General features: G+C 56.1%; 9 protein-coding genes. 2 read left to right on the top strand and 7 right to left on the bottom strand.

Annotation, left to right across the window (positions count from 1 at the left end):
• The 6 genes from METLA_RS0119630 to METLA_RS21145 form a co-directional block, all read right to left on the bottom strand.
• Complete coding sequence (locus tag METLA_RS0119630) at positions 1 to 996, bottom strand: hypothetical protein (protein WP_024300183.1); 996 nt, start codon at positions 994 to 996, stop codon at positions 1 to 3.
• A complete protein-coding gene (locus METLA_RS0119625) occupies positions 993 to 1,673 on the bottom strand; it encodes an ABC transporter ATP-binding protein (protein WP_024300182.1) in 681 nt (226 codons plus the stop codon). The genes METLA_RS0119630 and METLA_RS0119625 overlap by 4 nt, the downstream gene beginning before the upstream one ends.
• 3 nt (positions 1,674 to 1,676) lie before the next feature.
• The gene (locus METLA_RS0119620; RefSeq protein ID WP_024300181.1) at positions 1,677 to 2,924 is read right to left on the bottom strand and encodes an ABC transporter permease; all 1,248 of its coding nucleotides are present in this window, start codon (positions 2,922 to 2,924) and stop codon (positions 1,677 to 1,679) included.
• Positions 2,921 to 3,217, bottom strand: coding sequence for a hypothetical protein (locus METLA_RS0119615; RefSeq protein ID WP_024300180.1), 297 nt, complete (start codon positions 3,215 to 3,217; stop codon positions 2,921 to 2,923). The genes METLA_RS0119620 and METLA_RS0119615 overlap by 4 nt, the downstream gene beginning before the upstream one ends.
• Before the next feature lie 504 nt (positions 3,218 to 3,721).
• Positions 3,722 to 5,869, bottom strand: coding sequence for an InlB B-repeat-containing protein (locus tag METLA_RS0119605; RefSeq protein WP_084480194.1), 2,148 nt, complete (start codon positions 5,867 to 5,869; stop codon positions 3,722 to 3,724).
• 315 nt (positions 5,870 to 6,184) lie between these two features.
• Complete coding sequence (locus METLA_RS21145; protein WP_024300178.1) at positions 6,185 to 7,474, bottom strand: sulfite exporter TauE/SafE family protein; 1,290 nt, start codon at positions 7,472 to 7,474, stop codon at positions 6,185 to 6,187.
• A 304-nt stretch (positions 7,475 to 7,778) separates the two neighbouring features.
• On the opposite strand from METLA_RS21145, the gene METLA_RS23665 reads away from it, so the two are divergent.
• Entirely contained in the window at positions 7,779 to 8,138 is a 360-nt protein-coding gene (locus tag METLA_RS23665; RefSeq protein ID WP_024300177.1) for a hypothetical protein, read from the top strand.
• A gap of 141 nt (positions 8,139 to 8,279) precedes the next feature.
• Positions 8,280 to 10,763 carry a heavy metal translocating P-type ATPase gene (locus tag METLA_RS0119590; protein WP_342665888.1) on the top strand — a complete coding sequence of 828 codons (2,484 nt, stop codon included), beginning with the start codon at positions 8,280 to 8,282 and terminating at the stop codon, positions 10,761 to 10,763.
• A gap of 674 nt (positions 10,764 to 11,437) precedes the next feature.
• On the opposite strand, the gene METLA_RS0119585 is transcribed toward METLA_RS0119590, so the two are convergent.
• The gene (locus METLA_RS0119585) at positions 11,438 to 13,342 is read right to left on the bottom strand and encodes a DCC1-like thiol-disulfide oxidoreductase family protein (protein WP_024300175.1); all 1,905 of its coding nucleotides are present in this window, start codon (positions 13,340 to 13,342) and stop codon (positions 11,438 to 11,440) included.
• Positions 13,343 to 13,426 lie beyond the last annotated feature (84 nt).

The raw sequence follows: 13,426 nt of genomic DNA, 5'->3' as shown, positions 1-13,426 counted from the left end.
TTACATGACCAGATTGGAAACAAGGATTTGATAAGTGACCAGGGCGGTAAACACCGCGTATAAAAGGACCGAGGCCAGCGTCAGCCGGGATATGTAAGCGCCAAGCACGCGCTTCAGGCTCTCGACCTCGATAAAAGCCATCAGCACACCGGCGCCGATACCCGAGACGACCGCGCCGAACAGCAGCATGTACAGCAGATAACCGATGTAGTGATAGTCTTCCATAATGATGCAGAACGGACAGTGATGTGTCGGCAGTTCGTAGATATAGAGCGAGATGAACGAGACGATCGAAACCAACGCAATGACGAACGCGGCCAGACTCAGCCCGGCATAGAGATAGCCGCCCTTGCCTTTCCGATAGAAAAAGAGGCCGCCGATCAGAGCGCACAGCATCGTGCCGTAAAAGACCCACATCATCGGTTTGGCCGGCAAGGAAGCGATTTCGGAGCCGAGCCCCCCTTCCTTCTCCGAACTGAACAGGCTGCCGCAGCAGGAGGTGATCACATCCGCCTTCATGTCCAGGAAATAGGCGCTTTCGATCAGCATCTCGACCACGATGATCGGCGCGATGACCGCCAGCAGCCCGTATTTCTTTTTGATCAAGGGATAGTCGTAGCCCTGGTTGTCGGCATGATTGAAGACCAGCCAGAGGCCGGCGAGGATGAAGTTGACGATCTTCAGCACCAGCGTCGGGTAGCCGAACGCATTCACGTTCAAGGTGCCGGCCGCGCACATCGCGCCGACGAACAAGGGGCACAGCGTGTCGGCCGTGAACACGAACAGGAACAGCGACAACAGTTGCAGCGCGAAGACAAAACCGAGCAGCGTCGAGATCAGATAGGTCTTGCGTTCGAGCGTCAGCTGCAATTCATCCCCGCTTTGAATGTCCCAATGCCGGATGATTTGCGCGCCAAAGTAGGCCGCGTAAACCACCATGAAACTGCTGACGTAGGACGCCAACAGATTCGCGATCACGGTCGGATGCAGGATCACGCCGGCATGTCCTCGATCCTGCCGTCGCGCAGATTGACGACCCGGTCCACCATCGCGGCCTCATAGACCAACGGATCATGGCTGGTGATGATCACCGTCTTGCCTTCCGCCTTGAATTTTTCGATGATTTCCATGAAGCGGTACGACAGCTTGGTGTCGAGATGCGCGGTCGGCTCGTCGGCGATGATGATGCCGGGATCGTTGATCAGCGCGCGCACGATAGAAACCCGTTGCGCCTCCCCGCCGGACAGCCATTCCACCTTCGCGTTCGCCTTGCTCGACAGGTTCAGTTCGTTCAGGCCGTGCAGCGCCTTGATCCGCAACTGCGAGCGCTTTTCGCCGAGCGGATAGGCCGGCAGCATCACGTTTTCCAGCACCGAGATGCCCTTGATCAGGTTCGGCTGCTGAAAGATGAAGCCAAAGGTCTTGCGGCGAATGTCGGTCAGGAAGCGTTCGGGCAGACTGGTGATTTCGCGCCCGTTCAATTTGACCCTCCCTGCGGACGGCCGGCTCATGCAGCCGACGATGCTGAGTAGCGTGGTCTTGCCGGAGCCGCTCGGCCCTTTCAATACGGTCACATGATTCTCCGCAATACACAGATTCACGCTGTTCAGCGCCGAAAACTCGCTCGGATTGCCGGCGTTGAACACTTTTTTGACATTGACCAGTTCGATCATGGCTTATTCTCCGGTATGCCGCATCGCGGAATCGGGATCGATCGTCGCGGCGCGCCAGATCGGCACGATCGTCGCGACGGTGTAGGGAACGACGGTCAGGAAAAACAGCGTGGTCAACTGCTCCGCGTTGATAAATGGGGTCAGATCGAAATTCGGATACAGGCTCGACCAGCCTTTCAAGGCCGGCTCGAACACCAGCGAGCCGGTGAAAAAGACATGCACATAGGCGAGGATCACGCCGCCGAAAAATGCGCTCAGCGACACGATCGCGCCTTCCCAGAACTTCATCAGAATCACATCGGACGTTTCCCAGCCGACCGCCTTCAGGATGCCGATCTCGCGCCGCTCGCCCGCGCTGAGGCCGGACGCCTTGTCCCAGGCAAAGATCACGAACGCCAGCACCGCCGCCGAGAACACCACGATCATCATGCCGCCCCGCCAGTTGAAGATCGAGTCGTAGGTGCGCAAAATCTCGTCGCGGATGATCGGCCGCGAGTCGATCAGGCGCTTCTTGATCTTCGCCGCGACGGTGGCGACTTCGCTCGGGTTTTTGACCGTCACGATCACATCGGTCACATGCTGCCTGTCGATGCCGAACAGTTTCCGAAAATCGTCCTCGGTAATCAGCATCAGGTCGGAAGACACCAGTTCGGATTGCGACGACAGCGTGCCGGCGATGCGAAGGTTCATGATCGTGCCGTCGAAGGCGCGAAACGGCATGTAATCGTCCCGAGTGAGTTTGCGCAGGCGCGCGATGCCGTTGCCGATGATCAAGGTGCCGGGCTCCAGCTTCGCCCCGTTCAATTCGAACAAGGGCTTCGACGATGCCGCTGAGTCCGCATCACCCGCCTCGCCTTCGACGGTTGCCGTTTTCGCGTGGGACTCGCCCGCCGCCGTTTTGGGCGGCGTCAACAGGGTGTAATTCGCGCCGACCAGGCTGTCGTAGTAATAACCCCACAAACGGCTTTCGACCCCAACGACGCCGCGAATCTGTTTGATCGTGTCGATATAACCGACCGGAAACAGATCGTGCCGCCCGGCGAGGATTTTTTGCACGACGATTTCCGGCGAGCCCTTCAGGATCAGCGAGGCTTCCTTCTTGATCGAATAGGTAAAGAACATCGTCGAGGCCAGAATGAACACGATCAGCGTGTACAAGGCCAGCAAGCCGAGGTTTTTCACTTTCCGGCGCAGCAGCGAGGAAATCGTGAAATCGATGATGTAGCGTTGCTTTTCAATCCAGGCATTCATCGGCTTTGGGTGACTCCTGTCGGTGGCTGGGTGAAGGAGCCGGAAGGGAAATGTTCGAGGGACAGGGGATGATCCTGAAACGGGGTGTTCAAATCGGCCTGGGACAGATGCCGCGTGTAACGCGCCTCGGTAAACAGACACAAGTCGGTCAGTCCCAGCCGCTTGACCAGCGCGGATTTTTCATTCAGGCTGTCTTGCGCCGCGCCTTCGCGAACCGACGCATGCACGAGAAGCAGGCCCAGGACAAGAACCTCGGCGCTCAGGCAGTAAAAAAATAGCGTGGAATTGCGCATGGCTGAATGATCACGACGGCTGACGTCAAAGTTCTTTTTTGCTTAGGAAAATCACCGAATGCGGCGCTTGATACCATACTGTTGGCCGGTCATCTCTATTAGGAGTTTATTATCCGCAATTTCTATAAGATTTGTAAAAATGAATATTATGAATTTATCATACGCAAATGATCGAAGTTCCCAATAAATAGACGGCATGATTTATGCCAATCTTAATAAGTTATTGATTTGGTCTTGTGGCACCAGCATTCAGCCGGAGAAATTAATTAAACATTGTCCTTTGACATACAAGAAGTGTGTGATTTGACACAATATAGGTAACGCAAAACCTAAGTTGACTTCCCAGACTAAACGCGCTCAGCCTTTTTTGACCGCAAGCGTTGCCGCCCGTTAGCAGCCTCATAATCGGTAAAACCGTATCGGGAGAATACCTTTTTATCAGCGCCCCCGGCGGCAAGCAAAAAAACGCCTCTTGAAAGACAAGAGGCGTCTGTTTGATGGCTGTCAGTTAAACACGGCGGTAACGCTTTGATTCTGAGTCACGGGCACACTGCATTTCTTCGAAGTCGAGCCTTCGCAAACACTGCCTGACCAGTTTTTAAACGCATGCTTTCTGGACGGCTTGGCGGTCAGGGTTACGGTTTTACCGGCCTTGAAAGACTTGCTGCAGGTTCCTTTGCGGCAGCTAACGCCGCCGGGTTTGCTGACTACTCGGCCGGCACCGCTCACCGTCACCGACACTCTGTAGGCGGTAGGCGCGACTGCAAAATTCGCGGTCACGGTTTTGGCGCTGTCCAGGGTCACGTTACAAGCGTCTGTTCCCGTGCAGGCTCCGCTCCAACCGCTGAACACATAGCCTGCCGCAGGGGTTGCGGTTAGCGATACCGCCGTATTGTAATCCAGGCTTGCCGTGCAGGTAGCCGAACCCAGCGCACAGCCTGCATTGCCGGCAATACTGCCGCCATTGGCGGTTTTATTGAGGGTCAGTGCGAACTGCTGCAAGCTGAAGCTGGCGCTTACGTCTTTAACGGCGTCCATCGTCGTATTGCATAGGCCCGAACCTATGCAGGCGCCGCTCCAGCCATCAAACACACTGCCGGTATCCGCCGTTGCGGAAAGCGAAACCGCGGTATTGGCCGGCAGATCAATGGTGCAGGTCTGGCCGCAATCGATGCCATTGCCTGATACAGAACCGAAGCCATTGCCTTGTTTGGCGACCGTCAGCGAATAGCTTTGCGGATTGGCGTGATTCGGATCGACCACATTCAGCACAAAAGCCTTGTTGACCGCCGCATTGGCCGCATCGGTCACGGCTATGCTGAATGCAAAGCTGCCCGCTGCCGTCGGCGTTCCCTGCAACACGCCGGTATGCTTGCCGTTGGCGTCCTGTTCGAATGCCATGCCCGCAGGCAGTGCGCCGTCAGTCACATCGATGCTGTAAGGCGAATTGCCGCCCACCACCACAGTGCGTTGTGTATAGGGCTGATTGATTTCACCGTCCTGAAGATTGTCGATGACGCCTAAGCCCGCTTCGGCATCAAATCCGGCCATTTGCGCGCCGATATAGTCGCCCACGACGATTTCCAGGGAGCAATCGACTGGCACGCTGATCACCTCGCCCGGGCGTGCAGGATCGTTGCGGGTTACGTTTACGGTTCCGTCTCCATGCAGGCCATCGGCGCCGACCTTGTCGCACATGGCTTCTCCGGATTCGACATCGAAGGTTGCATCGCTCCCGGCATATTTATAAAACTCGTAACGCCGAGTCACCACTTCGTCGCCATCCGGGAAATCTTCGGCCGCGGCAGCCAAGCGGCCTTTCGCGCCGCCCGGTTTTTTAGGATCATTCAGTTTGGCGAACTCGGTTTGCATCATCCGCCACTCCATTTCGACCTCGGGCAACACATCAATGCCATCGCCAGGCTTATCGTTCAGCCAGTTTTTGTCATCGGGAGCATTCGGATCATCGGAAACCAAATCCTTCAGCGCCACAGCCTGGTTGTTTTTTGACGATGTTTTGATTTCTTTGGCCCAAACAGCCTCGCCAAACTGTGGCAGAACCGGAGGCGCGACTTCCGGGGCTGGCGGTAGCGGTGCCTGAATCGCGGCGACGACCTGCGCAGGTTGACCATCAGCCGGCGGATTATAAACCCAACTCGGCGTGGCGACATTCACTGCCGGCCCGTGAATTAACGATCCGGGGTTTGCCGGGTCTTCGATAAGCCAGTGATAGCGAACCACGGAGGGGGTCCCATAATAACCCACGCCGAAATGCTCGCAGCCCTCGTTAACCGCAGGATTGGTGCACATGTGGCCGTCGGTTGGCGCCAGAGGCGCGGCGGGGACAGCGGTATAAGCCAGGAATGCGCCGCTCGCGTCCTTTTTACTTTCGTAACGCACGAACACCCGCGGATTTCCGCTGGGGTCAACATCCTCGCGAATCACAGGCGCCCCATAATGATTCCAGTCATAGGTATAGGTAATATCCTGGCTATGAACGCCGTCCAATTCTATTTCGAAGCCGTGGCCAGACTGATTCGTGTCGTTGACCACATCAAAATTATTCAGGTCGCCATAAGCCGTGGAAGCCATCGCGGAATGGCCGGACAAAGCCATCGCCGCTAGAGCCAATGACAAATATCGTCTCTTCATTTTTCACCTATCGTGGTTGGATTTGATAATTAGGGGTATGCCGGATCAGGTGAACCACCGCGCCTTCGCGGGCTCAATCGATCGAGCCGCCAGAGAGTCTGCAACTCACGGCTTCCGTATATGCCGACCTGATGAATATAGGTTCATTTTTCGGCCAAAATCATCAGCACCCAGCCTAGCAAAGGAATATAAATCGAACCTTAAAAAGCGCAGGCCGCACCAACCTAATCGCTTCAAAACAGCCCTTAGCAAAGGCTTAACGATTTTGGCCGACGGTGATTAATGAATAACGTTAATTGACAGCGGCTACCGATTCTAAAAATACATCAGCAATCGGCTCCACAAACGTTTGAACTCCCTGATCAAACGTTCATATTCGGCTGCCGTTTCCGGCGCTGCGGGCTCAGCGCCTGCCGTTGCATGCGGTTTCGGTGCGGGCGTCGCCTCCACGACGATAAAGGTCCCCGGCATCATGCCCATCCAGCAGCTCCAGGGCACCACGCCGGCTTCCGGGGGCGTGAATTCGATCACCTGTTTGCCCGGTTTCAGGGTGATCTTCAGATCGTATTGAGGCACGATGATCTCCTTATTGCATTCGTTCAGCTCTTCGCCGTTGATCACCCATTTGACCGGAATGCCTTTGCGCAAGGTAAAACGATTCGGCGAAAAGCCGGTGCTCAGCACGTCCATCGTGATCGTTTGTTCGGTCGCGAAAGACGGCGTTTCGGAGGCGACCGGCGCCAGCTTCTGCGCCACACGCGCGACCAGCGTATTGAAATCGATTCCGGTGCCGGTGACCGCCAGGCCCCGGTTCAGCATGATCGCCCCCAGCATGATTACAATCACGCCCGAGGCCTTCACTATTTTCGGCGTCAGATTCGCCGACAACAGGCTGGTCAGAAAGCCGAAGCCCATCAGCAGCGGCAAGGTGCCGATGCCGAAAAAAAACAGAATCGTCGCGCCTTCCGACCCACTGCCGGTGCCGGCGGCCATCACATACATCGCCTGCAACGGACCGCAGATGATCATCAGGCCGTTCAACAGGCCGATGACAAACGGGTTGCTGTGCTTACGGTATTCCTTGCCGACGAAACGCATCAAAAACGCCGGCGGCTTGATCTGAAAATGGCTCAAGGCCGGAAACACTTCGAACATGTGCAGGCCGAACAAAATCAGAAAAACACCCGCCGCAACGCCGACCACGCCCTGCGTGAACGGCGTAAACGCCACGATCGCCCCGAAGGCGCCAAACAGCGCGCCGATCGTGGTATAGGACAGCGTCTTGCCGATCCCGTACAAGAGATGCGTGCCGTAGGATTTATGCCCCCTGGCGGCGGTTTTTGCGGTATAGCCCAGAATCAACGGACCGCACATCCCGACGCAGTGGAAACTGGTCAAAAAACCGATCAGCATCAGCAAACCGTAGCTGATATCGCGGCCGAGTTTCGGCATCTCGGCATGATCCATGAACCAGCTGTCGAGCCAGAGGATGAAGCCGATACCCAGCAGCGCCAGGGTGACGGCGGCAATTCTTTTCAGGGCTTTGCCGAAGCGGCCCGGTCTTGAATCAGTTTGGCTTGAATCGGCGTTGGGTTTGATGGTCACCGGTTATATCCTGTGATTGATCAGTGATGGTGAAGGGGCAGGCGTAAAACCTATTTCAGCATACCTTTTGATGCCGACGCAATGGAACGTTTGCGCCGAATCGCCGTCACACGACTTGAAATTTACATACTGACTCTGCATTTTCAACACGATGAGATGACGCACTGTTGCCGAAGTTTACCGACAGCGCCGACGCCCCGAACCGATACGCCACAGCAGGCGGAATTGGTAAGGAAATTGCATGGCTATTGACTTCTCCGTTTAAAATGCTTTAACTAATACCCTGCCATTCTTGAGGAATATGATGAATCACTTAACCCAAAGCGAGAAAAGCAACATCGCCCAATCAAAATCGGACGATGCCACAAACTCGACGCGGCAGGCCGACATGATCGCCAGAGGCCTGACAACTAGCATCGTGGTATCAACAATCATTCATGCCGGCCGCGGCATCGTCGTCGCTGCGACCAGAAAGCCGGTCATCATGTTCGGTCTGGGTATCGTTGCTGGCTATTTCGTACACAAATATCGCAAGGAGATCGTCTCGGCATCCCGCACAACACTCGAAGAAAGCCGGGATTTTGTGTTGCGGCAAAAGGATCATCTGCAAAATCTGATCGAGGAAACCCCGGAAGAAAGGGATACTCCGAAGAGTTTGCACTAAGTACTTTTTCTGCTTCCCACGAGGGAATCCAGGGGTGGACGCGCCGGCGTCCCGTGTCGCGACGCAAGCGCGTCGTGACGGCATTCCCACGCGGCGCGCGGGAACGAGAGAAGATACGAAGCGCCGCATCGACAAACAACAATGATGGACACCCAACAGATGCTTGCACCCCACGAAAAACTCGCGCACGGCAAAGTCGTTCATCAGCTCAAGCGGCGGATTCGCGTCATTGCCCCGGTGCTGCGGGGGGATGTCGAACGCGCCTATATACTCGAAATTCTACTGCAAAAGCGCGACGGCATCATCAAGGTCAAAACTGTTCCCGACATCGCCTCGGTGGTGATTCATTTTGATCCTGAAAAGCTGCCGAAGTCCCGTTTGCTGACGCTGCTGGATACGCTGCTCGGCAATCTCGGCAAAAAAAAGCCGCTCGCGCTGTACGAAACCGCGCCGAATCCGGCGCCCGCCGAAACCGGCAGGCCGCTCGAACACCACCTGAACGTGGACGGCATGACCTGCGCCTCCTGCGCGCTGCTGATCGAAATGCTGTTGCACCGCGACCCGCGCATTGCCTCGGCCACGGTCAATTTCGCCAGCGAAACCGCCGCGGTCAGCGGCCATATCAGCCAGGACGCCGTGTGCGGCCTGATCAACCGGATGGGCTACCACGCCCAGTCCTTCGACTCGCTCGCGCAGCGCAAACTGCTGGTCGAACGCGAGAAAAAGCACCTGCAAACCGCCCGCCGCCGCGCGATCCTGGCCGGCGCGCTGAGCCTGCCGGTGATGGCGATCGGCATGCTGGCGCCGGCGTCGAGATTCTGGCACTGGTCTCAACATCTGCTCGCGATGCCGATCGTGCTGTGGGCCGGCCGGCCCTTCTTCGGCAAGGCGTATAAACTTGCCAAACAAGGCGCGACCAACATGGACACCCTGATCGCGCTCGGCGTCGGCTCGGCTTACGGCTATAGCGTGGCGTCCCTGCTGAAGGGGCGCTCCGGCCTGTATTTCGACTCCGCGACCGGCATTCTGACCTTCGTGCTGCTCGGCCGCTATCTGGAAGAAAAAGCCAAAGGCAAAGCGCATGAGGCGATCCGCGCGCTGGTCAATCTGCAGCCGCAAAACGCGACGGTGCTGAAAGGCGGCATCAAAGCGATCGTCCCGCTGACCGAGGTTCAAGTCGGCGACATCGTGCTGGTCCGCCCCGGCGAGCGCATTCCGACCGACGGCACCGTGATCGAAGGCTTCTCGAACGTCGACGAGTCGATGGTCACCGGCGAAAGCCTGCCGATCGTCAAACAGACCGGCGATGCGATCGTCGGCGGCTGCATCAACGGCAACGGCTTGCTCAAAATCGAGGTCAATGCGATCGGGCCCGATACCGTGCTCGCCAACATCATTCATATGGTCGATCAGGCGCAGTCGTCGAAACTGCCGATCCAGAAATCGGTCGACCGCATCTCGTCCGTCTTCGTGCCGTCGGTGATGGCGGTGTCGACGCTGACCTTTCTGTCCTGGATGATGCTCGGCGCCCGTTTCCCGGCCGCCTTCAGCAATGCGGTCGCGGTGTTGTTGATTGCCTGCCCCTGCTCGCTCGGGCTTGCGACCCCGATGGCGATCATGGTCGGCACCGGCGAATCGGCGCGGCACGGCATCTATATACGCAACGGCGAAAGCCTGGAGTTGGCATCGAAACTGACCACGATCGTATTCGACAAGACCGGCACGATCACCGAAGGCAAGCCGGAAGTCACCGACTTCATCGCGGTTTCCCGTTTATCCGAAGACAGGATTCTCGCCCTCGCAGCCGCCGCGGAATCGGGCTCCGAACATTTCCTCGCCAAAACGATCGTCGCTTACGCGCATGAGCGTCAGATTGCCTCCCTACAGGTCGAGGAGTTCGCGAGCATTCCGGGGCACGGCGTGCATGGCCTGATCGATGGCAGCAAGGTGATGCTCGGCAACCGCCGCTGGCTTGAAGAATCGGGCATCGACCTCGGCGCTTTGACAACGCAGGAAACGACTCTGTCCGAGCAGGGCAAGACCCCCGTTTATCTCGGCGTGGACGGCAGCGCCGCCGCGTTGTTCGGCATCGCCGACCGGCCGCGCGAAAATGCCGGACAAGCGATCGAACGGCTGCGCAAACTCGGCATCGAGCCGATGATGGTCACCGGCGACACCGAGCAAACCGCCCGCTACATCGCCCGTCAGGTTGGCATCGAAAAGGTGGTCGCCCATGCCCGGCCGGAACGCAAGCTCGAAATCGTCCGCGAATTGCAAAGCCAGGGCGCGAGGGTCGGCATGATCGGCGACGGCATCAACGATGCGCCCGCGATCGCCGCGGCCGATGTCAGTTTCGCGATCGGCACCGGCACCGATGTCGCGATCGAAACGGCGGATCTGATTCTGGTCAGCGGCGATATCGGCAAGGTCGCCGAAGCAATGGAATTAAGCGGCGACACCCTGCGCGTCATCAAACAGAACCTGTTCTGGGCGCTCGGCTACAATACCGTCGCGATTCCGCTGGCGGCGCTCGGCAAGCTGAACCCGATGATCGCCTCGGCAACGATGGCGTTCAGTTCGATTTCTGTCGTGTTGAATTCGTTGCGGCTGCAACGGAGAGGCTAGGATAAAAAAGTTATCGTTGGCTGAGCGGAGCCGAAGCCAACAACTCGCTTCGACCCTTCGAGGGGCTCAGGACGGCGCTTTGCTCAAGCAGCTGGAGCATTTTTTCCTTTCCCCCAAACGCAAAAAACCCAGCCGTTAAGCTGGGTTTTTTGGTATATCCGGTCAGTTTTATTACAAAACTACTGAGCTGATATTTATTACAAACCAACTGAGGTTGAAGAGGTTGGTCTTTGCTTTTCGCCGTCTTGCGGATCCAAGCAGCCAGTCAAACCTACGATAGTCAGAGTCAGAGCCAGAAGTGCTAAAATTTTCTTCATAATAATATCCTCCAAAAGGGGTTAAATTATTTTTATAGTGGAGTGCTCTTGTGAGCACCCGCATTTTATACCACGACTTACTTTTTGATGCAATAAAACAAACCGACCGTTCGCTCAATAATTAGAGAGCAACGCTAGATGCAGAAGTTGGTCTTTGCTTTTCGCCATCTTGTGGGTCCAAGCAACCGGTCAGGCCAACAATCATCAGAGCCAGAGCGAAAACTGAAAGAACTTTTTTCATAATATCCTCCAAAAACGTTTAAATTATTTTTATGTGTGCGCCCATAAAAGCACCGCTAATTTATACCATGCCATCGGCGATCAGGCAATAAAAAATAGGCGTCTGGGACAGCCGCATTACAGCTCGTTGATGTTGCTTGGCAATTCGATACGGATCGAACCGTCCCGCCAGGCCGCGGTGCCGATCTCCTGCCACGGCGAAGCGAAATTCTTGTGCAGCTGGTCATCGACCCACTGCGTCGGCGATTCGATTTTTTTGAGCTTCAGATGGAAGACCGTTTGATCGAGCCGTAAACCGATTTTTTGCCCCCAAAACGCGGTCACTTTCATGATGAATTTCTTCAGCCGCGTCTCGTTGATCGTCGGCGTCACCGCGATATTCGCCCACATCGAATGCACGCGTCCCCAGTTCGGCGCGACCAGCCTGCCTTGCTCGTTCACGAACGGCAGCCATTGCTCGCGGCCTTCCGCGTCGGTATAGGTAATCCCGATGATCCTGTCATAACCGGCAAAATGATCGTGCAGATACAGCGCATGCGGCGCGATGCCGAGAAAAAGCTGCGACACCGAGATCAACTCGTTACTGCTCTTGATCATGGCCGCCAACGCCGGGCTCTCGGGTTTGTTCAATTTAAAGCGGTACAGGATGCCGTAATGAATCGTGCTGTTCAGTTGCAGCAGGATGATCGCGACCAGGATTTTCGCCAGCTTGCGCGCAAAGGCTTTCGGTTTTTGCTGGGCATACAGCTCGAATACGCGATGATAATAAGTCTGATCCGGCAAAGGCTCCGCGCTGACGCAATCGGCGGTACAAGCCACGCGCGCGCGATTATCGGCGATTTGCCGATATTTTTTCGCGGCCAGATGATAGATGCCGGGCAGTTTCAGCACTAAGCCCAGAGGGCTTAAATAACGCATCTTAATCAGTATCTGGATATAGGTGTCTAGCCCTGCGTAAAGCCGATTGTTCCGGTCCAGCGCATACAGATCGGTCAACAACACCTCCTGGCTCAACACGCTTAACGCCGGGTACTGTGCCGCATGATCCTGCGCGCCTTTGAAGTCGATGCAGCGGAAAATGTCGAAATGATTCAGGATCAGCACCGTGCGATTGCAAAGCGGGCACAACTGATCATAAAACACGGTCAACACAGGCTCTCTGGCCGTCACAATCCGGCCGATCCTTCGCCACCAACTGAACGGCACGAGCAAGGTATAAAAGACCAGCATGCCCATGCCGAACGGATAAATGTTCAACGACAGCGTGATGCCAAGATGCATGCCGATGCCGATGAACAAATACACCGGACGCAGGTTGCGCCGGTTGAAGAAGGCCAAAAACGTGAACTGGAAAACCAGGATCGTATAGCCGATCGCCTTGACCAGCGCTTCCTGGTTCAGCAAAAACGACATGTCCAGCGCGGACACATAATAAGGCTGGGTCGATGGCAGCCAGGAGCCCAGGCCGTTGCGCCAATGCTCGGCAAACAATTTATGGATCGCCGAATCGAAATACAGAAAACCGAGGCAGATCGCGACCGGAAGATAATAAGCCAGCGCCGACACCATCGGCTTCGGGTAGCTGCGGTATTGCCGAAACGGCGTGCCGAGCTTGCGGCGCAACGCGTCGATCGCAAACGCGCGGTCGCCCGGCATGAACAGCAGGAAGAAATTGGCCCCGGTCATGAACATGTCGAAACCGCCGTCGAAATCGCGCTGCATCGGCGTGAAATTGACGAACACGATCCAGAACAGGTAGTTCGCCAGCAGCGAAAACCGGTAGCGATAGCCGATCACGACGAAAAACGCGATCAAGGCCCACAGTCCCAGGAAAAACGGGATCGTCGGGAATTCGACATCGATATACGGAATCGGGTCGAAAATCAGATGATTGAAATAACTTAAAAACAGCACTTCCTGTAGCGTGACCAGGCCGTAAAAAAGCCGGAACAAGCCGATGCCGGTCGCGGGAACCTGCTTCGCGTACAGGCGATGAATCAGCGAGAGAATAAATTGCATCATGCGGTGGGTGGATAGGATTGGTCGATTCGGGCCGCTACAATGCCAACATTTGGACAAAACATCAAGCCCACAATAAAAGAAAGG

The organism is Methylomicrobium lacus LW14 (assembly GCF_000527095.1).
Taxonomy (GTDB): domain Bacteria; phylum Pseudomonadota; class Gammaproteobacteria; order Methylococcales; family Methylomonadaceae; genus Methylomicrobium; species Methylomicrobium lacus.
The sequence above is the reverse complement of the archived record's forward strand: the minus strand, read 5'-3'. Positions and strand labels throughout refer to the sequence as shown.